General features: G+C 34.4%; 20 protein-coding genes. 8 read left to right on the top strand and 12 right to left on the bottom strand.

Translation table 11 applies throughout. The features are described 5' to 3' along the window. Positions 1–12 precede the first annotated feature (12 nt). Both ACW0JX_RS03255 and ACW0JX_RS03250 read right to left on the bottom strand, forming a co-directional pair. The gene (locus ACW0JX_RS03255; protein ID WP_000760059.1) at positions 13–1,071 is read right to left on the bottom strand and encodes a FecCD family ABC transporter permease; all 1,059 of its coding nucleotides are present in this window, start codon (positions 1,069–1,071) and stop codon (positions 13–15) included. Next, entirely contained in the window at positions 1,068–2,072 is a 1,005-nt protein-coding gene (locus ACW0JX_RS03250; protein ID WP_000925211.1) for a FecCD family ABC transporter permease, read from the bottom strand. Before ACW0JX_RS03250 ends, ACW0JX_RS03255 begins: the two co-directional genes overlap by 4 nt. A gap of 172 nt (positions 2,073–2,244) precedes the next feature. Here ACW0JX_RS03250 and ACW0JX_RS03245 point away from each other — a divergent pair, with 172 nt between their 5' ends. Both ACW0JX_RS03245 and ACW0JX_RS03240 read left to right on the top strand, forming a co-directional pair. Further along, positions 2,245–3,213: an ABC transporter substrate-binding protein gene (locus ACW0JX_RS03245; RefSeq protein ID WP_001010277.1), complete on the top strand. Its 969-nt coding sequence runs from the start codon at positions 2,245–2,247 to the stop codon at positions 3,211–3,213. Positions 3,214–3,593: 380 nt separating this feature from the next. Beyond that, entirely contained in the window at positions 3,594–4,979 is a 1,386-nt protein-coding gene (locus tag ACW0JX_RS03240; RefSeq protein ID WP_016083560.1) for a peptide MFS transporter, read from the top strand. Between the two features lie 41 nt (positions 4,980–5,020). Here the strand turns inward: ACW0JX_RS03240 and ACW0JX_RS03235 are convergent, their stop codons facing one another. Together ACW0JX_RS03235 and ACW0JX_RS03230 are read right to left on the bottom strand one after the other, a co-directional pair. After that, positions 5,021–5,200 (bottom strand): acid-soluble spore protein H, encoded by a 180-nt coding sequence (locus tag ACW0JX_RS03235; RefSeq protein ID WP_000382679.1) that lies wholly within the window; start codon positions 5,198–5,200, stop codon positions 5,021–5,023. A 191-nt stretch (positions 5,201–5,391) separates the two neighbouring features. Next, entirely contained in the window at positions 5,392–5,679 is a 288-nt protein-coding gene (locus ACW0JX_RS03230; RefSeq protein WP_000081428.1) for an ArsR/SmtB family transcription factor, read from the bottom strand. 819 nt (positions 5,680–6,498) lie between these two features. Between ACW0JX_RS03230 and ACW0JX_RS03225 the strand changes: the two genes are divergently transcribed. After that, on the top strand, positions 6,499–8,118 hold the full coding sequence (locus ACW0JX_RS03225) for an L-lactate permease (RefSeq protein ID WP_016083562.1): 1,620 nt from the start codon (positions 6,499–6,501) through the stop codon (positions 8,116–8,118). A 39-nt stretch (positions 8,119–8,157) separates the two neighbouring features. Here ACW0JX_RS03225 and aspA read toward each other — a convergent pair whose 3' ends face one another. The 3 genes from aspA to gloA2 all read right to left on the bottom strand — a co-directional run bounded on the left by aspA (position 8,158) and on the right by gloA2 (position 11,558). After that, entirely contained in the window at positions 8,158–9,591 is a 1,434-nt protein-coding gene (aspA, locus tag ACW0JX_RS03220) for an aspartate ammonia-lyase (protein WP_459245347.1), read from the bottom strand. A 173-nt stretch (positions 9,592–9,764) separates the two neighbouring features. Then, a complete protein-coding gene (locus ACW0JX_RS03215) occupies positions 9,765–11,063 on the bottom strand; it encodes a hemolysin family protein (protein WP_000353320.1) in 1,299 nt (432 codons plus the stop codon). Positions 11,064–11,171: 108 nt separating this feature from the next. Further along, a complete protein-coding gene (gene gloA2, locus ACW0JX_RS03210) occupies positions 11,172–11,558 on the bottom strand; it encodes an SMU1112c/YaeR family gloxylase I-like metalloprotein (RefSeq protein WP_001017682.1) in 387 nt (128 codons plus the stop codon). 91 nt (positions 11,559–11,649) lie between these two features. On the opposite strand from gloA2, the gene ACW0JX_RS03205 reads away from it, so the two are divergent. The 3 genes from ACW0JX_RS03205 (at position 11,650) to ACW0JX_RS03195 (ending at position 15,528) form a co-directional block, all read left to right on the top strand. Further along, complete coding sequence (locus ACW0JX_RS03205; RefSeq protein ID WP_000668875.1) at positions 11,650–12,828, top strand: NupC/NupG family nucleoside CNT transporter; 1,179 nt, start codon at positions 11,650–11,652, stop codon at positions 12,826–12,828. Positions 12,829–13,014: 186 nt separating this feature from the next. Beyond that, positions 13,015–14,031 (top strand): LCP family protein, encoded by a 1,017-nt coding sequence (locus ACW0JX_RS03200; RefSeq protein ID WP_002153524.1) that lies wholly within the window; start codon positions 13,015–13,017, stop codon positions 14,029–14,031. Between the two features lie 234 nt (positions 14,032–14,265). Further along, positions 14,266–15,528, top strand: a complete 1,263-nt coding sequence (locus ACW0JX_RS03195) for a VanW family protein (protein ID WP_095691426.1) — start codon at positions 14,266–14,268, stop codon at positions 15,526–15,528. Positions 15,529–15,570: 42 nt separating this feature from the next. On the opposite strand, the gene ACW0JX_RS03190 is transcribed toward ACW0JX_RS03195, so the two are convergent. After that, positions 15,571–15,843, bottom strand: a complete 273-nt coding sequence (locus ACW0JX_RS03190; RefSeq protein ID WP_098126956.1) for a hypothetical protein — start codon at positions 15,841–15,843, stop codon at positions 15,571–15,573. Positions 15,844–15,859: 16 nt separating this feature from the next. Further along, positions 15,860–16,378, bottom strand: coding sequence for an RNase A-like domain-containing lipoprotein (locus ACW0JX_RS03185; RefSeq protein ID WP_000822706.1), 519 nt, complete (start codon positions 16,376–16,378; stop codon positions 15,860–15,862). Positions 16,379–16,776: 398 nt separating this feature from the next. Between ACW0JX_RS03185 and ACW0JX_RS03180 the strand changes: the two genes are divergently transcribed. Then, on the top strand, positions 16,777–17,325 hold the full coding sequence (locus ACW0JX_RS03180) for a TVP38/TMEM64 family protein (protein WP_095691428.1): 549 nt from the start codon (positions 16,777–16,779) through the stop codon (positions 17,323–17,325). 63 nt (positions 17,326–17,388) lie between these two features. On the opposite strand, the gene ACW0JX_RS03175 is transcribed toward ACW0JX_RS03180, so the two are convergent. From ACW0JX_RS03175 to ACW0JX_RS03165, 3 genes are all read right to left on the bottom strand, one after another. After that, positions 17,389–19,089 (bottom strand): M4 family metallopeptidase, encoded by a 1,701-nt coding sequence (locus ACW0JX_RS03175; protein ID WP_098126954.1) that lies wholly within the window; start codon positions 19,087–19,089, stop codon positions 17,389–17,391. 167 nt (positions 19,090–19,256) lie between these two features. After that, on the bottom strand, positions 19,257–19,388 hold the full coding sequence (gene nprX / locus ACW0JX_RS03170; protein ID WP_459245346.1) for a quorum-signaling peptide NprX: 132 nt from the start codon (positions 19,386–19,388) through the stop codon (positions 19,257–19,259). Between the two features lie 2 nt (positions 19,389–19,390). Then, on the bottom strand, positions 19,391–20,662 hold the full coding sequence (locus ACW0JX_RS03165) for a tetratricopeptide repeat protein (RefSeq protein WP_001187961.1): 1,272 nt from the start codon (positions 20,660–20,662) through the stop codon (positions 19,391–19,393). A gap of 198 nt (positions 20,663–20,860) precedes the next feature. Between ACW0JX_RS03165 and ACW0JX_RS03160 the strand changes: the two genes are divergently transcribed. Then, the gene (locus ACW0JX_RS03160; RefSeq protein ID WP_459245345.1) at positions 20,861–22,324 is read left to right on the top strand and encodes a nicotinate phosphoribosyltransferase; all 1,464 of its coding nucleotides are present in this window, start codon (positions 20,861–20,863) and stop codon (positions 22,322–22,324) included. Positions 22,325–22,524: the final 200 nt, after the last annotated feature.

The following is a 22,524-nucleotide window of genomic DNA, read 5'->3' as shown; positions in this document are numbered from 1 at the left end:
ATTCATCTCCCTTTATGAATTCCGACTTTTATAAAGTAAATAAATGAAATAAGGTGCACCAATTGCTGATGTAAATACCCCTGCTGGAATTTCAAGTGGTGTGAAAATTGTACGCCCTATTAAATCTGCAGCAAGTACTAGAATTGCACCGACAATAGCTGCAACTGGGAGTAATGCACCGTATAAAGAACCAACTAATCTTCGTGAAATATGAGGTGCCATTAAACCGACAAATCCAATCCCTCCGGCAAAAGCTACCGCACCACCAATTAAAGCTGTACTAAGTAATAACATAAATACACGCGACTTCGTTAAAGGAACCCCAAGTCCTACCGCTATATCATCCCCTAGCTCTTGTGCATTTAAATGCCTAGCTGCGATAAATGATATTACTGTTAAAATGAGAACCCAAGGCGCAAGTACCATAACATTTTGCCAAGAAGAGCCGTAAACGGTACCAGTAATCCATACATTCGCTTGGCTCGCTTGATAAATTGGTGCTAGCAACATAAATAATGTTGTCGCCGCCTTCGTTAATGCCCAAAATCCAACACCAATTAAAACGAGACTAATTGGTGATAATCCATCATTTTGCCATGCAAATAAGTATACAAAAACCGCTACAATCGTTGCTCCTGCAAAAGCTGCGAGCGGCATATAATGAATACTTACCGTTAGTGCATTATTTTTATCACTAAATAGCGCTAAAAATAATACAACTGCGACACTTGCCCCGCCCGTAATCCCGATGATATCAGGAGAAGCAAGTGGATTTCGAACGAGCCCTTGTAAAATACAGCCCGCTACCGCAAGCGCAATTCCTACGAGGATAGCAATTAAAATACGCGGCATACGAAACTTATTTACAACCATATTTGACATTGCATCGCCATTTCCGGTAATTGCTTGCCATACGTCATAAGGAGCAATTTTCATGTCTCCCATACCTGCGCTCGCAAAGAATAATCCTATTAAAACAACTAGTAAACTTAACAAGACGAGACAAGCTCGTTTATACATTAAAAACGAGAGCTCGCCTTTTCCTATACGAAACGGAATATATTTCTTCATTTGCTAAGCCCTCTCTTACGTGCAATATAAATAAAGAACGGTGCTCCAATAAATGCTGTCATAACTCCTACTGGTACTTCTTGTGGCATAATGACATATCTTGCTGCTATATCAGCCAATATTAGTAGTATTGCACCTAACAATCCGCTATAAGGCACTCTCCATCTGTGGTCAACTCCAACAAGAAATCTAGCAAAATGCGGAGTAATAATTCCAATAAATCCAATTGGACCAGCAACCGCAACTGAACCACCAGACAATAGTACAATAATAAGTAACACGAATGATTTCATTAAAATTGTTCGTTGTCCAAGTCCTTTCGCGACGTCTTCTCCCATCATCAATGTATTTACTTTCCCTGCCATCATAAGAGATGCAATCCATCCTATTAATAAATATGGGAATACAGATTGTAAAATTTCTAACTTTCTCCCTTGCACAGATCCAGCAAGCCAAAATAATACCTCTTCAAGTGCTTTTTCATTTAACACAAGTAATCCTTGTGTTAATGATGAAAATAACGCACTAATTGCGACCCCTGCTAACGTTAACTTCAGAGGAGTAGTCCCTTCTTTTCCTAAAGAACTAGAAGCAAATACAAGTACAGCGGCAACCGCCGCTCCTAAAAAGGCAATCCATGTGAAAGCTGATAATGATGTTACTGAAAAAATTACAATTGCTACAACTATGAAGAACGCAGCACCTGAATTTAATCCAATAAAATCTGGAGAAGCAAGTGGATTCTTAGTTAAAGTTTGCATAAGACAACCCGCGATGGCTAAACTAGCACCAACACTTGCTGCTATAAGTGCCCTTGGAAGGCGCACATTTTGAATAATAATATGTTCATTAGAACCATTAAAATGGAAAAAAGCATCTAGCGCTAATTTCCAGCTCGTATTTGTATATCCGAAAATAATACTTCCCCAAATACAAATAACGACTGCAATGATTCCAACAAATAATCCAATCCATTTTGCTTGATTTGTTTTTAATAACATGCAGCGTTTCCCCTTCAATGTATAATGATACGTTGTAAGTGTATTTCAACTTAATTCTTATTGTCAACGGAAATGAGAATTATTTTCAACCATATGTATTGACAATCAAAAGATAAAGGCTTAATATCATGCTTGCTATTGAAAAATATTCTCAACATGTAGGGGGTACATAATGAATTTCATGCGGAAGAAATCGTTTACAGTATTTGTATTTTTACTAGCATTTTCAATGCTTTTAAGCGCTTGTGGAAAATCAAATAACAAAGAAGAATCTACAAAAGAAGATAATAAAAAAGAAGTGGTTACTGTAGAACATGCAATGGGTAAAACAGAAGTTCCTGCTAATCCAAAACGTGTAGTTATCTTAACAAATGAAGGAACTGAAGCTTTACTTGAATTAGGTGTGAAACCAGTTGGTGCTGTAAAGTCTTGGACTGGTGACCCATGGTATCCACATATTAAGGATAAAATGAAAGATGTAAAAGTTGTTGGTGATGAAGGACAAGTTAACGTTGAAACAATTGCTTCTTTAAAACCAGACTTAATTATCGGTAACAAAATGCGCCACGAAAAAGTGTACGAACAACTAAAAGCAATTGCACCTACTGTATTCTCTGAAACATTACGTGGTGAATGGAAAGATAACTTCAAATTTTATGCAAAAGCATTAAATAAAGAAAAAGAAGGTCAAAAAGTTGTAGCTGATTACGAATCACGTATGAAAGATTTAAAAGGCAAACTTGGTGATAAAGTAAATCAAGAAATCTCTATGGTTCGTTTCATGCCTGGTGATGTTCGTATTTATCATGGTGATACATTCTCTGGTGTTATTTTAAAAGAGCTTGGATTTAAACGCCCTGGCGATCAAAATAAAGACGACTTTGCAGAGCGTAACGTATCTAAAGAACGTATTTCTGCAATGGATGGCGACGTATTATTCTACTTCACATTCGATAAAGGAAATGAGAAAAAAGGCTCTGAATTAGAAAAAGAATATATCAATGATCCGCTATTTAAAAATTTAAATGCAGTGAAAAATGGTAAAGCATACAAAGTTGATGACGTTATTTGGAATACAGCTGGTGGTGTAATGGCTGCTAACCTACTATTAGATGATATCGAAAAACGCTTTGTTAAATAATTTTATTCTAACCAGCTCTCTCTTTGATGGAGCTGGTTTTTTCATTTCACTGAAGTGTCACATTATTTCATTTTGTATTTTTATTCCCAATATGTTATATTATAAAAGTAAATAGAATATATTTTCTCTATATCAGAATAGATGTTGTAATCTAAATTTTCTGATTAATCACTATTTTATTTTCTTTTAGAATTCAATTATTACATTTGAAAACGCTTATCATCTCGTTTTCAGGGCAAAATACAGTAACGGTTGAAGAAAAATAGAACTTTTTTAGAAATTTTCTTTCTATTTCCATATAATTCTATTGACTTCTAAATATTTTGTAAATTAAAATGATTACATAAATATCCGTTATACAGGATTAGGGGGAAACAAAAATGGATGCAGCTTTAAAATTAGACAAAGCTGGAGAGCAACAATCACCAAAAAAACATCCACCAGGGTTGTATTTGTTGTTCTTAACAGAAATGTGGGAAAGATTTAGTTATTATGGAATGCGTGGCCTTTTAGTTCTTTATTTAACAACTGCTGCTGTTAGTGGCGGGTTAGGATTTGATAAGGCAGTCGCAGTGCAATTATATGGTACTTTTACAGCGGCAGTATATTTCATGCCAATTATAGGCGGATGGCTAACGGATCATTATATCACAAGACGTCATGCCATTACTCTCGGCGGAATCATTATGGCAATCGGCAATTTTGTACTATTCTCAATGAATACAAAAACAGGACTATTCCTTGGATTAATACTATTAGTTATTGGTAATGGATTCTTCAAACCAAATATTTCTACACTGTTAGGTGAATTGTATGGCGAAAATGATTCACGTCGTGACAGTGCATTTACTATCTTCTATATGGGTATTAACGTAGGTGCTTTCTTTGCTCCACTTATTTGTGGATTTTTAGCAGAAGATTTCTTTAAAACAAGCGCTAATGGCGTTATTGTAATGGGATATAAATACGGATTCTTAGCAGCTTGTATCGGTATGATTATTGGACAAATTGTTTTCAACTTATTAGCTCCTCGTTACCTTGGTAAAGCAGGAACAACAGTTGTTGGTAAAAAATCAAAAGATCAACCTGTAATCGAAAAGAAACCTTTAACAAAACAAGAGAAAAATCGTACTTGGGCAATTGTAATTTTAACTTGTTTCGTAGTATTCTTCTGGGCAGGATTTGAACAAGCTGGTAGTTCTTTAACACTTTATACAAATAAATTTGTAGATCGTACAATTTTCGGTTGGGAAGTTCCAACATCTTGGTTCCAATCCGTTAATCCAGCATTCATCGTACTACTTGCACCATTTGTATCTATGCTATGGTTAAAACTTTCTAAAACAAAACGCGGTGATTTAAACGTGCCAACAAAAATGGCATTTGGTATGATTTTACTAGGTATAGGTTATCTTGTTTTAACATTAGCAGTTCTAAAAACTGGAAGTAGTGAAGCAGATATAACTGTAAAAGCGAATTTATTATTCATCGTTATCACTTATCTCTTCCATACAATTGGTGAGTTATTCTTATCACCAATCGGTCTATCAATGGTAAGTGCAATCGCTCCTGTAAAATTAGCATCATTACTAATGGGGGTATGGTTAGCTGGTACGGGTATGGCTAACTGGTTAGCAGGTAAACTTGCTTCCTTTACACAATCATTAGGATACCTTGAAGTATTTGCAAGTATCGGTATTATCGTTATCGTCTTAGGACTTGTACTCCTTCTCTTCTCTAAAAAAGTTGCGAGTATGATGGAATAACACACAAAAAGACGCTTCTAAAATTAGAAGCGTCTTTTTTATTATTTCTCCTCTAAAGCTGTCACGTCCACATGAACGCTCTCACCAGGATTAGATACATCATACACTTGAGCACTCCCCTTCTGCTCATCACAGCTCTCAATCCATACTGGTACGCCCTCATATGTAACGTCAATTCTACTTGAAGAAGATAAGATTTGTTTCACACGTTTCACATCCATACTAATATCCCTCCTTTTGCTTACTACACTCCTTTCTATTTTTTCTTTTCCTTTTAGAATATATTCCGTAAAGCAGCATGTTGATTGATTGTCATTTCTTCCTCACATGCTAATATTTACTCTCTCGCTACCTTTCTGACAAATAAAAAAAGACGTATATTCTACACGTCTTTTTCCATAATATTCAAATTTTAAGAAAATAATGTTTTTACTACCGCACTTACTTTATCATTATGGATTTGGTAATACACTTCTAATCCTCGTCTTTCAAAGCGCACTACTTTATTTTGCTTTAACTTCGTTAAATGTTGTGAAACCGTTGATTGCGGAATTTCTAATACTTCCTGTAGTTGTGTTACATTACATGTTCCTCTTTGCATAAGTTCCATTACTAGACGTAGACGAAGTGGGTGAGCTAACGCTCTTAACATTTGTACATCTTCTTCTGAAATACGACATTCGAATTGATTTTGGCTCATAAAGTTCCCCTCATTTTCGTTTTTATTTGCGTTTTTATGTTCTTTTTATTTATTTATATATCTGTTCTTATATTTCCTGTTACGACATAACTTTATCAACCTATAAAGCCGAAAAATTTTTCCATTTTCATCAACAAAAATTCAGGAAAAAATCCTTGTTGATTTTGAATATTATACTATATGATATAACGAAAAAGCAAAATAATGGCCTACGAATACTTTGCTTGCAAACGTTGTTTTATCAGGCTTTTTGTTATATTTTCACCTCATTGAAATGCACAGTAATGGTATTGTAAAATACCGTCTATAATTGATAACCTATCGTAATGTAGCTGAACTATACTTAACCTCTTTGTTACGCTAAAAGGAATTTTCAGTAAAAAGAGATGATGTGGTATTAAAAATTTGTTTCTAATTTTTTATTCGTATTGCAAGCGGTTGGACTGTTGTGCAAAACTTCCTATTAAATCCACTCACCATTCCTCCCTCACTAGATCAAACAGGACAGATCAGTTCATATATCAAACTTTATACTCGATATAAAAGATGGCATCTAATATACGCCTATAAGGAACATGCCATCTGAATAAGCAAAATAATATGCAAATAGTTTATACAGCACACTTAAATTCATTTGAGTGTGTTTTTTGTCTACTTTATGAACAAAGCTTTTCTTTTAACACTATTATGGAATAATTATACTTTTTTACGTTGACAATAGTGTTGAAGGAGAATATACTAAGCATGTAAGTTGATTGTGAATAGTTTCACAAATAATGTGAATTTCTTCACATATAATAGATAGGAGTTGTCATTATTATGAGTACTTGGACACAAATTTATGACCCATTAAACAATATTTGGTTATCTGCACTAATCGCAGCACTTCCAATCTTTTGTTTCATCATTTGTTTAATGGGATTCAAAATGAAAAGTTACATGGCTGGTCTTTATAGTGTGATTGTCGCTATTATCCTTGCAATATTTGTTTATAAAATGCCAGCAACAGTAGCTGTAGCATCTGCCGGATTCGGTGTTTTATCTGGATTTTATCCAATTTGTACTATCGTTATCGCCGCAATTTTCCTTTACAAATTAACTGTTAAAACAGAGCAATTCAATATTATTCGCGATAGTATTTCAAGCATTACAAATGATCAACGTTTACAAGTATTATTAATCGCTTATTCTTTCGGTGCTTTCTTAGAAGGCGCAGCTGGTCTAGGGGTTCCAGTTGCTATTACAGCTGCACTACTTGTAGGTATGGGATTTAACCCATTAAAAGCAGCAGGTATTTGTTTAGTAGCTAATATCGCTGGTGGTGCTATGGGTGCTATGGGTATTCCAGTTACAGTACCAGCACAATTAACTGAACTTGACGCATTAACTATCGGTCGTCAAACTGTTCTTATTTTACCTTTCATTAGTATCATCTTACCTTTCTTACTTGTTTCAATGGTCGATGGAATTAAAGGTATTAAAGAAACTTGGCAAGGTATTCTTGTAAGTGGTGTTTCTTTCGCAATTACTCAGTTCCTTGTAACTTACTTCTTAGGCGCAGAACTTACTAACATTTTCGCAGCCGTTGTAAGTATGATTGCTCTTGCATTATTCTTACGTGTTTGGCAACCAAAATCTTCTACTAAAGAAGAAAAACAAGAAACTAAAGTATCACATACATTCAATCAAATTTTATATGCTTGGTCTCCATTCGTATTCTTAACTGCATTTGTAACAATCTTTAACTTAAAACCGATTAAAGCTTTATTTGCTCCAGATGGTGCGTTAGCAAACTTAGTATTTAACATTCAGTTCCCTGGTCTTCATAATGCTGTTATGAAAACTACACCAATTACAAAAGCTGATACACCTTTCGCAGCTGTCTTCAAATTCGATGTATTCTCTTCTACAACTACTGCGATTGTACTAGCAATTATCGTTTCACTTATCGTTTACCGCGTAAAAGGTAAAATGGTTAAAGAATTAATGATTGAAACAATGAAAGAATTAAAAGCTCCAGTATATACAATTTGTAGCGTTATCGCTTTAGCTTACGTAGAGAACTACTCTGGTATGTCATCTACACTTGGACTTGCATTCTCTTCTACTGGTAATGCATTCCCAGTTCTTTCTCCAATCTTAGGATGGATTGGCGTATTCATTACAGGTTCAGTAGTTTCAAGTGGTTCTTTATTTGCACCACTTCAAGCAGTAACAGCAGACCAGTTAAACATCGTTCCTTCTACACTCGTTGCCTTAAACGTAGTAGGTGGTACAATGGCAAAAATGGTTTCACCACAATCTGTAGCAGTTGCTTGTGCCGCAGTTGGACTAGTTGGTAAAGAATCTGCTCTATTTAAAACAGCAATGAAATACAGTTTAATTTTCTTAGCTGTTATTAGCTTACTTCAATTAAACGCTGTATTTAATATCTTTTAAAAATAAAACACCGATCCAAATGGATCGGTGTTTTTCACATTACATTTTTTTATTTTTTAATAAAGAAGCTCCAGCAATTTCAGGGTGAGTCATTTCGAATGGATCTAAAATAATATCCAATTCCTCTTCTGTCAGTACACCATGTTCTAAACATAACTCCCTAACAGATTTTCCTGTTTCAATTGCTTCACGTGCAATACGAGATGCTGCTTCATAACCAATATGAGGATTAACTGCTGTAATAATTCCAACACTTTTCTCAACATATTGCTTCAGCAATTCTTCATTTGCTGTAATTCCTTCAATACAATATTCACGGAATACACGGAATCCATTATTCATAATACTTATAGATTGAATTAAATTAAATACAAGCACAGGCTCCATTACGTTTAACTCTAATTGTCCTGCTTCTGATGCTAAGCAAATTGTATGATCATTTCCGATTACTTGGAATGCGACTTGGTTAATCACTTCTGCCATAACTGGATTTACTTTACCTGGCATAATCGATGAACCCGGCTGACGTGCTGGCAATTGAATTTCAGCTAACCCAACACGTGGCCCAGACGCCATAATACGAAGATCATTTGCAATTTTAGACATGTTCATCATACATACTTTGAGTGCTGCAGATACTTCTGTGTATGCATCTGTATTTTGCGTTGCATCAACTAAATGCTCTGCACCAACAAGTGGGAATCCACTAAACGTTCTTAAATGTTTTACTACTTGTTCAATATACGTAGGATTTGCATTTAATCCTGTACCAACAGCTGTCGCCCCCATATTCACTTCATATAAATGTTGACGAGACTGTTTAATTCTTTTTATATCACGCGCAAGCACTCGGCTATACGCTTCAAATTCTTGCCCAAGGCGAATTGGAACTGCATCTTGTAAATGTGTGCGTCCCATTTTAATAACGTGATCAAACTCTTTTGCTTTTTTACGAAAAGCAGAATGAAGTTCTTCCATTGTAATAAGAAGCTTTTCTAACATCATAAGAGTTGCAATATGAATCCCTGTTGGAAACGCATCGTTCGTTGATTGGGCCATGTTCACATGAGTGTTTGGGCTAATTTTCGCATACGCCCCTTTTTCATATCCCATACGTTCTAACGCTCTATTCGCAATTACTTCATTTGTATTCATATTAATAGAAGTTCCGGCTCCGCCTTGAATAGGATCCACGATAAATTGATCATGAAACTTTCCATCAACAATTTCTTGCGCTGCTTCTGCAATTTCATATCCAATGTCTTTAGCTAAGTAACCAGTATCTATATTCGCAAGCGCCGCCGCTTTTTTCACAATTGCCATTGCTGTAATGAGTGATGGATGAATGCGATATCCTGTAATTGGGAAGTTTTCTACGGCACGTAATGTTTGTACACCATAATAAGCTGCATTTGGTACTTCTTTTTCACCTAAAAAATCTTTTTCTATACGTATATCCTTCGTTGCTATCATTTTTATCACCTATACTTTTTCATTCTAAATCCTTATCCAAAAAATCCGCCCTCTAAAAACACGAGTATCATTCAGAAGAATTTTTCAGTATCCACCTTCACTATATAGCACCTTTTTTGAAAGCGCAAACATTTATTTTTCTGTATATCCTTTTTATTAAAGTTTATAGAAAATCATTCTTCTACTTTCCTTATTTCCACTCGTTTAATTTGATGCATATCCTTTTCAAGGACTTTAAAATAAAAACCGTGTTTCTCAATAACATCTCCTTCAGCAACGATTTGTTTTTGTACCATAATCCAGCCACCAATTGTATCTACATCATCAGCAATTAAATGTATGCCAAGCAAATCATTTACTTCACTAATAAGCACTTTTCCCTCTACGATTTTATAACCTTCACTTACATGCTCTATAGGTGGATTCTCATCTTCATCGTATTCATCTCGAATTTCTCCAACAATTTCTTCTAAAATATCTTCTAGTGTAACAATCCCTGCTGTACCACCATATTCATCATACAATACAGCTAATGGTATGTGTTTTCTTTGCATTTGTAATAGTAAATCATGAATTGGAATATTTTCTAGCACTTCAATAACTGGCCTTGTATATGGCATAATCGAGCACTCCTCGTCCCGATTCCCATCCATATAACGAATAAATAAATCTTTTACATTAACCATCCCAATAATTTCATCTTTATCTTCACCAAATACAGGATATCTCGTGTATTTTTCTTGTGCTATTACTTTAATATGTGTTTCAAATGGTTCGTCCTCATATAAGCCTACAACTTCCGTACGAGGTACCATAATTTCTTTTGCTACTCTATTATCAAATTCAAAAATATTATTTACATATTTAAATTCCCTTTGGTTAATCTCTCCGCTCTCATAGCTCTCAGATAAGATTAACCTTAATTCTTCTTCTGAATGAGCTACTTCATGTTCAGAAGCTGGATGTAATCCGAATAAACCAGTTACAACCCTCGCTGAACCATTCAACGCCCAAATAAACGGATACATAACTCGGTAAAAATAAATAAGCGGTTTCGATAACAATAAGCTAACTTGTTCTGCTTTTTGTATAGCAAATGTCTTTGGAGCAAGCTCCCCAATGACAACATGTAAAAATGTAATTACTGCAAAGGCAATAATAAATGAAACTGTACTGGAAATCGCAGGTGAGAATTGTAATTTTAAAAACAACGGCTCGAGTAAATGTTTAATGGTTGGTTCCCCTAACCACCCGAGCCCTAAAGCAGTAATTGTAATACCTAGCTGACAGGCCGATAAATATTCATCTAAATTTGAAGTTACCTTTTTAGCTGCCAGTGCACCTCGTCTTTTTTCGCTAACGAGTTGATCAATACGACTGCTACGTACCTTAATAATTGCAAATTCAACAGCCACAAAAAATGCTGTTAACCCAATAAGAATGACTACCATCAATAATTTTAAAATATCCACATATGTCCTTTAGCTTTCTTAGCTAAAGTTACACCTCCTTTTAAAAAGAAGTTTCACTTTAGTTTCTTCAATTATTGGAAAGCAACTCTATATAAAATCCACCAATTTTCAAACCTCATACAATTCTAAAGGTAAACCATCGGGATCTTGGAAAAAGACGAATTTCTTCTCCGTTATTTCATCAATACGGATCGATTCTGTCTCAACACCACATTGATTTAAATGCTTCACAGCTTCTTCTATATTTGTAACAGCAAATGCTAAATGTCTAAGACCTGCTGCTTCTGGAAAACTTTTGCGCTCAGGCGGATTTGGAAATGAAAATAATTCGATTTGATACTCTTCTCCTACACATAAATCTAATTTATAAGAATCTCGTTCCTTTCTATATACTTCATTCAGTTCTTTAAATCCTAATATTCTAGTATAAAAATACTTTGACGTCTCATAATTCGAACAAATAATTGCAACGTGATGCACTCTACATATATTCATACTCTCTCTATTCCTTTCTTTACCAAAGATGCATATTCTCTCTTGAAATGAAAAACATATATAGCAGAATATCTCTTTTAGGGGGCTTATCATGAAATTCATTACTTTTTTCGTCGGACTAATTGTTGTTTTCTTGCTCGCTTATATTGCTAGCAATAATAAGAAGCATATTAAATTTAAACCAATTTTTATCATGCTTATTATACAGTTAATTTTAACCTATTTACTACTAAATACAGAAGTCGGCCTCATACTAATTAGAATCATTTCCAGTTTGTTTACCAAGCTACTCGAGTATGCTGCTGATGGAATAAATTTCGTATTTGGTGGTCTTGCAAATAAAGGTGAAATGCCATTTTTCCTTAATGTATTATTACCAATCGTCTTTATTTCTGTTTTAATTGGTATATTACAACATTTCAAAATACTACCATTTTTTATTCATTGGATCGGGTACTTTCTTAGTAAAATAAATGGTCTTGGGAAATTAGAATCTTACAACGCTATCGCCTCTGCCATTGTCGGTCAATCAGAAGTTTTTATTACAGTGAAAAAGCAATTAGCTCAAATTCCAAAACACCGTCTTTATACACTTTGTGCCTCTGCTATGTCAACCGTATCTATGTCTATCGTAGGTGCCTATATGACAATGATTGAACCTAAATATGTAGTAACTGCACTCGTTCTCAATTTATTTAGCGGTTTTATTATCGTACTCATCATTAACCCTTACGACGTTAAAGATGACGAAGATATTTTAGAAATCAAAGGTGAAAAACAAAGCTTTTTTGAAATGCTTGGAGAATACATTCTTGATGGTTTTCGTGTAGCCATTGTTGTCGGCGCTATGCTCATCGGATTCGTCGCATTAATTAGTTGTATTAATGACCTGTTCCTCATTATATTCGGTATTACGTTCCAACAATTAATCGGCTATGTATTTGCACCTATCGCATTCCTTATCGGTGTACCAAGTTCTGAAATTGTCGCAGCTGGCAGCATTATGGCAACGAAGCTTGTAACGAATGAATTTGTTGCAATGATGGACCTCAGTAAAATTTCTAATAGCCTTTCTCCCCGTACAGTTGGTATTATTTCTGTTTTCCTTGTGTCTTTTGCCAATTTCTCTTCCATTGGTATTATTTCAGGTGCGGTAAAAGGACTAAACGAGGAACAAGGAAACGTTGTTGCGAGGTTTGGCCTTAAATTACTATATGGAGCTACTCTCGTTAGCATTTTATCTGCAATTATCGTAAGCATTATGTTGTAATTAGGTAAAATTTTATCATTTTCTTATCCCTATCTTTTGTATACAATAACGAATAGATGTCTTATAAATAATCAAGACATCTATTTTTTATACATGTACAATCGCTTTTATTTAGCGTAAAATATTTTTTATGTGTTTGAATACACTTCTAAATGTATACACTTTGATAGTTTTAAAGGAGAAAAAATGATGAAATCCGACACGAACAACAATACGCGAGCCAAAAAAGGACGCTCAAAGAAAAAACGCCTACTTTGGTTCCTTCTTATTCCATTACTAATTGTAGCACTTGGAGCAGGAGGCTACTCCTTCCATATATACAGTAAAGCAAAGTCCGTCTTAAATAATGCTTATGCTGAACTAGGTCGAGGAGATAAGTCCAGTAAACGTGAAAAAGCTGTTAAACCTATGACCGACAACATTTCCGTACTTATTATGGGTGTTGATGAAAGTGAAATTAGGGAAAAAGGTTATGGAAAAGCGACTCGAACAGATGCGTTATTACTTGCAACAATTAATAAAAACGATAAATCCGTTAAACTTGTAAGCATTCCACGTGACTCACGCGTCTACATTAAATCACGTGATAAATACGATAAAATTACACATGCGCACGTATTCGGTGGTGTAGACAGCACAATTGATACGGTAGAGAACTTTTTAGATGTTCCAGTTGATTACTATGTAAAATTCAACTTTAAATCCTTTATTAAAATTGTTGATTCTCTTGGTGGTATTACTGTAGACGTTCCAGTTGAGTTCACAGAGCAAAATAGTAAAGATGAAGCAGATGCAATTCATCTTAAAAAAGGACGTCAACATTTAAATGGAGAAGAAGCATTGGCGCTAGCTAGAACTCGTCATATCGATAGTGATTATATGCGTGGCCAACGACAACAGCTTGTATTAGAGGCCATTGCTGAAAAGGCACTATCTCTTAATTCCATTAATAAAATCGGTGGCCTACTAGACGCTGTCGATAAGGATTTAAAAACCAATTTAACGTTTGATGATATGATGACAATTACAAAAAATTCAATGGATTCAAATTTAAAGATGGAAAAAATGCAAGTAGAAGGTACAGATAAATATATAGGTGGTATTTATTATTACGTTCCAAATGAAAAAAGCGTCGATACTATTTCAACTACCCTTCAAAAACATCTCGGTGTTACGAATAAAAATGAACATAAAAAATTATAATAAAAAGGCTGCTAGATCTTTCTAGACAGCCTTTTTATTATATTTTTCAACATATTTTTCATACACATTGTGACAATAAGTGACAATTATTACAGAGATGTAACATTTTTTATGAAAACATTACACACATAGTGAAAATAATAGTATACTAGTACGTACATAATGTTATTTTCATCATTTTTATACAAAAAATGTAATACATATATTTATACATAAATTTCTGGGGGGAAATAAATGAAGCTAAGTAAAATACTGATTGGTTCTGCAATTGCTGGGGGCATATTACTTTGTGGAGGCGGTGTTGGGGGATATCAATATGTATCCAAATTAAATAATCAATTAGATACTACTGCATTACCAAATACTACATTTGAAGGTATTTCTCTCGACGGAAAAAATAAGAAAGATATTCAAGCAATTATTAATCAAAAGGTAACTGAGTTAGATCAAAAATCCCTTACCTACATATTCCAAAACGATAAACAAACTTACACATGGAAAGATTTAGGGATAAATTATAAAGAGAAAGATATTATTGACAAAATCTTCAAAGAACAAGAAGGAAACGTAATGAATCGTTACAAAATGCGTAAGCAAGCTGAAAACGGTGAATTAAAACGTGACTATAAATTAACACCACAATTAAATGCAACAGCTTATGAAACCTTTATAAAAGATAAATATAATGAAACATTAAAAAATCCTGTTAATGCAGAATTGAGTATTGAAGGCTCAACAGTAAATGTTAGTCAAAGCCAAAACGGAGAAAAAATTGATAAAGGGAAACTAAACGGTTTAACAAACGAAGCTATTACTACTGGTAAATCAGATGTTACATTGCCAGTTACATTTATAAAACCAGAACGTTCTACAGAAGACATACAGAAAATGGGTATTAAAGAAGTCATCGCTGAATATTCTACTCCAATGGCCGGCCGTAACGGAAATCAATCATTTAACGTAAATAAGTCAGCCAATACTTTAAGTGGGGTTATTGTCGCACCTGATGAAACGTTTAGTTTTAACGGCCGCGTTGGTGTAACTGATGCTGCACATGGTTACAAATCTGCAGCAGTATATTCACAAGGTAAAGTAATACAAAGTGCAGGCGGAGGAGTTTGCCAAGTCAGTAGTACATTATACAGCGCAGCTTTAAGGGCAGATTTAGGCATTGTTTCTCGAAGCAATCATTCTATGCCGGTAAATTATTTACCACTTGGGCAAGATGCAGCAGTAGCAGATTATGGTCCAGATTTAAAATTTAAAAATAATACGGGCAATCATATTTATATTCAAGCATTTTCAAATGGAGGTAGTATTACTACACGCATTTTCGGTACAAATACTGGTAAAAATGTTGAAGTTTCTTCTCAAGTAATTAGTAGAACTAGTGATAAAATCACAGCGGTTACGTATAAAAAAGTAACACAAAACGGGGAAGTAATATCAAATGGACAAATTTCAAAAAGCGTATATAAAAGCGCTCCAAAAGAATAGATAATATCCACCGAATAGCATAAAGAAAAAGGCGTGATTATATCACGCCTTTTTCTTTTGCAGTAATAGTAAAAAAGTTTCAAGATGGTCTTTCGTTTCTTCTAAAGACCACATACGATTGCCTTGCTTCGCAGCTAATACACACGCCTCTTCCCACGCGTTCTTTTTCTTCATATTTATTAATTCATCACGTAATTTCAAAACAATTTCTTCGTCTTCTTGTTCAATAAACTCTTCCATCACTCTTACTATTTCATCCTCATGAATACTTAACGTACAGTACGATTTAAGAAAGTATTGTAATGTCGTATACATAATGTACTCCCCCTTCTTATTTATCAGATGGATAAGAAGTAATAATCTTAAACCCTAATTCTCCTGACTTATCTCTTGCTAAAACAGTAACAGTTTTTACCAACTTGTCTTTTACACTCATATTTTTCTTTATTACCGTTTTTCCAACCGGGAATGAATGTGTTGTATTTAATACGAGACGAGCCTCTTTAGAATTTTTTAACCAGTCTTGAATTTCCTTATCATGCTGCTTCAAACTATCTTTTACAGCTTTCGTTGCTGTTTCCTTGTCATAGTATGTACTCGCTGCTGATACTTTATCTGTCTTCAAGCGATTCTTCAAATCTTCTTCTGATTTGCCTACATGTCTTTCAATCGTATGACCATTTTTAGGTGGCCCTTCCATTTCATCTAAAATATTATCACTAATTTTTTCTACTGATGTCGATTGATTCCCTGTTTGTTTCTCTGTTTTTTGTTCTTTTCCTGCACATCCACTTAAGATCAGCATTAGTGCCAATAAACCACTCAAGAAAAGACTACTTATTCGTTTCATCATATCACCTCTTTCATGATTATTATCGCAACTTCACTAAAAGTCAATTTCACAACGAAAAAATCTATCAGTTTTCATTTTTTTCATCTATTTTTCCATATTTACCCGCGCAATTTCATCAACCCTCTATTTTTCGGCTTTTATAATATATACCCCCTATATTTTATGATTATTTCCCAAATGAAAACACTGATAACATAACTATAAATCTCTTTTATATAAAGGTTTTTACAGTGTTTTTTAAAATATTTTAAAATACCCCTGTTTTTACATACCCAATACCCATATAAGGTATTAATACCCCTTCTTATCAACATTCTTCTACATTATGTAAATTTACCCTTGCCTATACAAACGAAATATGGTGTAATGCAAAAAAAGATAAAGGATTTTAAACAATGGCTGAAACGATTCAAAATTTCTTAACAGAATACTATTCAATCGCAATTCCACTTAGTATCTTAATTAACATCATCATTAGTCTTTTAGGTATTATTCCTAGCATCTTTTTAACCGCCATTAATATACAGCTCTTTGGCGTAACAAATGGTACTGTTATTTCGATCGTAGGCGAAGCATTAGGAGCTATTATCTCGTTTTATATTTACCGTATGGGTCTTCAAAAGTTCACTCACGATAAAGTAAATAAGTACCCAAAGGTAGGGCGTCTTCTTTATGTAGAAGGTAGAGAGGCCTTTCTACTCGTTCTATCGTTTCGATTGATACCTTTCATCCCATCAAGTATCGTCACTTTATTTGCGGCTCTAGGTAAGATGTCATTACTCTCCTTCAGTATTGCCAGTACAATAGGTAAAATACCGGCCTTATTGATTGAAGTATATTCGGCATACCAAGTCATGAACGGAACAAATGAAGCGAAGTGGGTTGTAACAATCGCAGGCGTTATTGGATTGTTTTATTTGTGGAAAAAATGGAGAAAAAAATAAAGAAGGAGCATAGGCTCCTTCTTTATTTTTGAGGTATTTTATTAATAGCTATCCGTTAAATCCTTAGTTAATACCAACAGCACTAAATGATTGCTTAACTGCTGCTACTTCAGCAGAATTTGCACCATATAAGTCTGCAGCAGCTTGTACTGCACCAGCACGAGCTTGACTAAATGTAGTAGATTGCGTGAAATACTGTGTATTTGCACGGTAGTAAATCGCACCTAATTTATCTTTACCGATACCAGTTACAGTTACACCGTAATGCGTACCACCATTTGCTAATAAATAAGCTTGTTTATTAATAATGCCGCTGTTTGTATGAACGCCACCGTTATCACTTGAACCAGTGTAACGCTTAGAATAATGGTCTGGATCACCATACTTCGTAGGATCACTCATAGAACGAAGGGCATCTCCTGCTTTACCAGGCGTGTAAATATCTTCACCAATCTCCCAATCTGGGTTACGGTTATCATAGAATTCTACTAAAGTACCAAAGATATCAGAAATCGCTTCATTTAAAGCCCCTGATTCATTTTGATAAATTAAATTTGAACTATTTTCCGTAACAGCATGCGTTAACTCGTGACCAATTACATCAATTCCACCAGATAATGAAGTAAACGTTACACCATCACCATCTCCGTATACCATCTGTGAACCGTTCCAGAATGCATTATTATAATTACTTCCGTAATGAACTGTTGATTTTAACGGAGCTCCTGCATCATTAATAGAATTTCTATTAAATGTAGCTTTATAGTAATCATATGTTTTACCTGCATAATAATGAGCATCTACCGCTGCTGCATCATACGCTGCATTGAAAACATTATCTGCATCTGCCCATAAAGTTCCTGGTAATGTTGAACGGTTTTTCGCATCATATGTGAAAATCGTTGCCCCGCGCGTATTATCTTGTAAGTAGTAAGATGATCCAGATAACGTTGTATTAAGCGACTTCGTATCTCCTAATACACCTTTACCAGTCCCTACTTTATTCGTTCCTGTAACAGGCTTTACAACAGCTTTCGCATCCTGTTTAGGAGCCTCTTGCTTAACTGGTGACTTATCATCATTCGTCACATGATCAATTGTATTAAACTTATTTAATACTTTACCGCTTTCTGCCTCAATGAAATAGTAGTAGTTTCCTGGGCTTGGATCTAAGAAGTTTAGATTTACAACATATGCATATGTTGTTTCCTCACCGTTTTGATATACATATAAGTCCGCTTTTGGTTCTACCTCATATTTCGGTGTTACCCCTAAATCTTGCTGCGCGATTTCAATCGCTTTTGCGCCTTCAATCTTATTTTTATTTTTCAACTTTTCCTTTTTGTCTAAATCAGGTGCAACTGTTCCAGACAATACTTTTAAAGAACCGTCTTTACTTACGTGAGCTACTTGAGTAGAACCCCATACAGGCACTCCTTCGTAAACTTGTTGCATACGTACTACTGTTGAATCAGTTACAGCATCTTTCTTCACTTGTTTCACTTTGAAAGAATCTTGCGCACTCTTTTCCCCTAGCTTGTAATCACCTTTTGCTGCGTTTAAGTAATCAAACACAACAGATTCTGCTTTCTTACCAGTCGCTCCAGTTAGATCACCAGAAATAAACTCAGGTGACTGCACCGTCTCATTGTACTTCTTCGTAGAGAGTACATTTTTAGAATCCGCAAATGCAGAGCCTGTCCCTCCAAACGTTGTAACTGCCATTCCTGTCGCTAACACTAATGCTAAACTCTTCTTTTTCATATAACCTTCCCCCTAATAAAAAATTTTTTTGAAAAAGAGTAGTTTCATATTAGCATTATGTTTCCACTATTAATATACTAAAAATTCAAATAATTTTTTTCTCAAGTTTTGTAGAATTTTGAGGAACAAATATTGAAAAAACCCTTTCCGATTGGAAAGGGTGGAGATTATAAATTAAATTGTTCAACAGTTTTAGCTTGTTGACCAACAATATCAGGTTTACTGCTATATTGATGTATTCCTCCAGCAACTGTAAGAGTCAATATAAACGCCAATACTCCAAATACCATCTTTTTCATGTTTATTCCTCCTTATTATCATTCATTAAATCAATAACTAACCTATAATATCGATTACTTTCTTCAAATCTCGATAAACTGGAAAAATGTTCTGCTAGTTCAACGTATACTTTCTTTAATTCTATTTTATTTCCTGCAGATTTATACAACGGGATAGCCTCATTTTCCAAAAATGCTTTATAATCTTTTGCTTCTTCAAAATATTTATATCTAAGCATTAAAAGCAAATATAATTTTGCATTAAATCTCTCTTCCTGTTTTGCTGCATCAATTCCCTTATCAATTAATGTCCTTGCCTCTTCCAATTCTTCTAATTTAATGCATACTAATGCCATTTCGTATATTGTATCTAAATAGTTTAAATCTATTTGTTTTTGAAGTTGTAGACTATCTAAATAATATTTTTTCGCTTGCTGATATTTGCCTTTTTTATAATAGATACTTCCCATATTACTTAAAGTAATAGCTAATAGTACATCCTTATCAGCAAAAGATGTGGCCTCTCTCAATATACTCTCATACATTTTTAAAGCTTCTTCATACTGACCTTTTTCTGTATAACTTACCGCAATAAGGATTTGGCAATTAATTATGTTTCTAAACTTATATTCACTACGAAATCCTTCTAATGCCATATTTACAAAATGAATTGCAAGATGATGAATATCTAAATGAGTATATGCAAGCGCTATATTATAATACAAGCCTGTTTCATGATACCCTTGTTCTTTGGCCATTACTTCTGTTTTTAATAAGTAATCTAGCCCATCCTTCCATCTATACTGTAAACAGCACAATAATCCTCTACTATACATATATAACAACTTCTGAAATGGAGAATATTTTTTATATACCTTCTTCAACTTATCTAATTCTTCTTCGAGTGCAGAAATATCCCTTTTCATAATTAAATAACGTGTATACAGCAGTTTATAATAATTTATAATTTCAAAATCCAACACATGCTTCATTTCACCTTGCAACTCTTCATATATACGTTCTACTTGTTGCTTGTCCAAATGAACTAGTGCATTCAACCATTCATCCAGCTTCCCCTTCACATCTTCTTCTACATCTCTCAAATCCGTCACGGCAATTTCCAGTCTTGTGCAGAGCAATTGTAGAATTTCTTCTGATGCTTCGATCTTTCCATTTTCGATCTTACTTAAGTATGAGACAGAACAAATGCCCTGACATAGTTCTTCTTGTGTCATTTTTTGCTGGAGCCGTTTGTAAAAGACTTGTTTGCCTATTTTTTCTAATGTTTGTTGCATTGTCCTCCTCCATTCTCATTACCCCATTACTCTAATAATACATAAAATCGAGAGAAATATAAATTGATAAATATAAATTTTCTAAAAAATATGCATAATTTCATTTTTTTCTCTCTTGACTTCACATCAATATCTCTTCTTTGCTACGAATGGTGAAAAATTGGTATACTATAACCAAATTATGGAGGTGTTCTCGCGATGACTCATTATAAAGACGATAGTTATGCCTTACATACAGACCTATATCAAATCAACATGGCTTATACATATTGGAAAGATGGTATTCATAATCGCCGTTCTGTTTTTGATTTATATTTTCGAAAGCTTCCATTTGAGAACGGCTACGCTGTTTTTGCTGGCCTTGAGAAAATTGTAGAGTACATAGAAAATTTCAGTTTTACTGAAAGCGATATCGCTTACTTAGCAGAATTACAATTTGAAGAAGAATTCCTTCATTATTTACAAAATATGAAATTCACTGGGACGATTCGCAGTATGCAAGAAGGTGAAGTTGTATTTAATAACGAGCCTTTATTACGTGTTGATGCACCACTTGGTGAAGCACAAATTATTGAGACCGCCCTCTTAAATATTGTGAATTACCAAACATTAATTGCAACAAAAGCAGCTCGTATGAAACATGCTGCAAGTAATGATGAGCTTTTAGAGTTCGGCACAAGACGTGCCCATGAGTTCGATGCTGCCCTTTGGGGGACGCGCGCTGCCTTTATTGGTGGTTTCTCCTCTACAAGCAACGTTCGTGCTGGGAAACGCTTCGGGATCCCTGTAGCTGGCACACACGCTCACTCTTTCGTTCAAGCATATCGCGATGAATACGTCGCGTTTAAGAAATATGCTGAAACTCACAAAAAGTGCGTCTTTCTCGTTGATACATATGACACATTGAAATCTGGTGTTCCAAATGCAATTCGTGTTGCAAAAGAATTTGGGGATCGTATTGATTTCTATGGCATACGTCTTGATAGTGGTGATATGGCTTATTTATCGAAAAAGGCACGAAAACTACTAGATGGAGCAGGGTTTACAAATACAAAAATTATCGCTTCTAGCGATTTAGATGAATACACAATTATGCACCTTAAATCTCAAGGAGCAAAAATTGACGTATGGGGCGTTGGGACGAAATTAATTACGTCCTTTGAGCAACCTGCATTAGGAGCTGTTTACAAACTAGTTGCGATTGAAGATACTGACGGAAAATTAAATGATACGATTAAAATTTCATCTAACCCTGAAAAAATTACCACTCCAGGACTGAAACGAATTTATCGTATTATCAATCGTGTTAACGATCATGCAGAAGGTGATTATATTGCGTTAGATTCTGAAGAACCTGGAAAAGAAGAGCGCTTAAAAATGTTCCATCCAGTTCACACATATATAAGTAAATTCGTAACAAACTTTGAAGCCTGTGAACTGCATAAAGATATTTTCGTTAACGGTGAAAGAACATATGAACTACCAAGTATATTAGATATTCAACAATATAATGAACAGAGTCTCGCTCTATTTTGGGAAGAATACATGCGAACTTTAAATCCCGAAGAGTATCCTGTCGATTTAAGCCAAGAATGTTGGGATCATAAAATGAATTACATTCAAACTGTTCGAGAACAAGTTGAAAAAAACATACAAAAGTAAACAGAGAAGTTTCTCCTTCTCTGTTTTTTCAATACTATATGGATATTTGTAAAAAATATATTAAAATAATACGACGAATGTTTTTTATTTATAAATTTTAATATTATATTATTTTATTAAATCAATTTCAACAAAATAACCAATAAAAAAGAGGACGCAGGTTTGAACTGCACCCCAATTGTTAGACACAGTCTAACAAT

This window comes from Bacillus sp. C-3-6, assembly GCF_054509685.1.
This window is presented reverse-complemented; position numbering and strand designations above follow the sequence as displayed.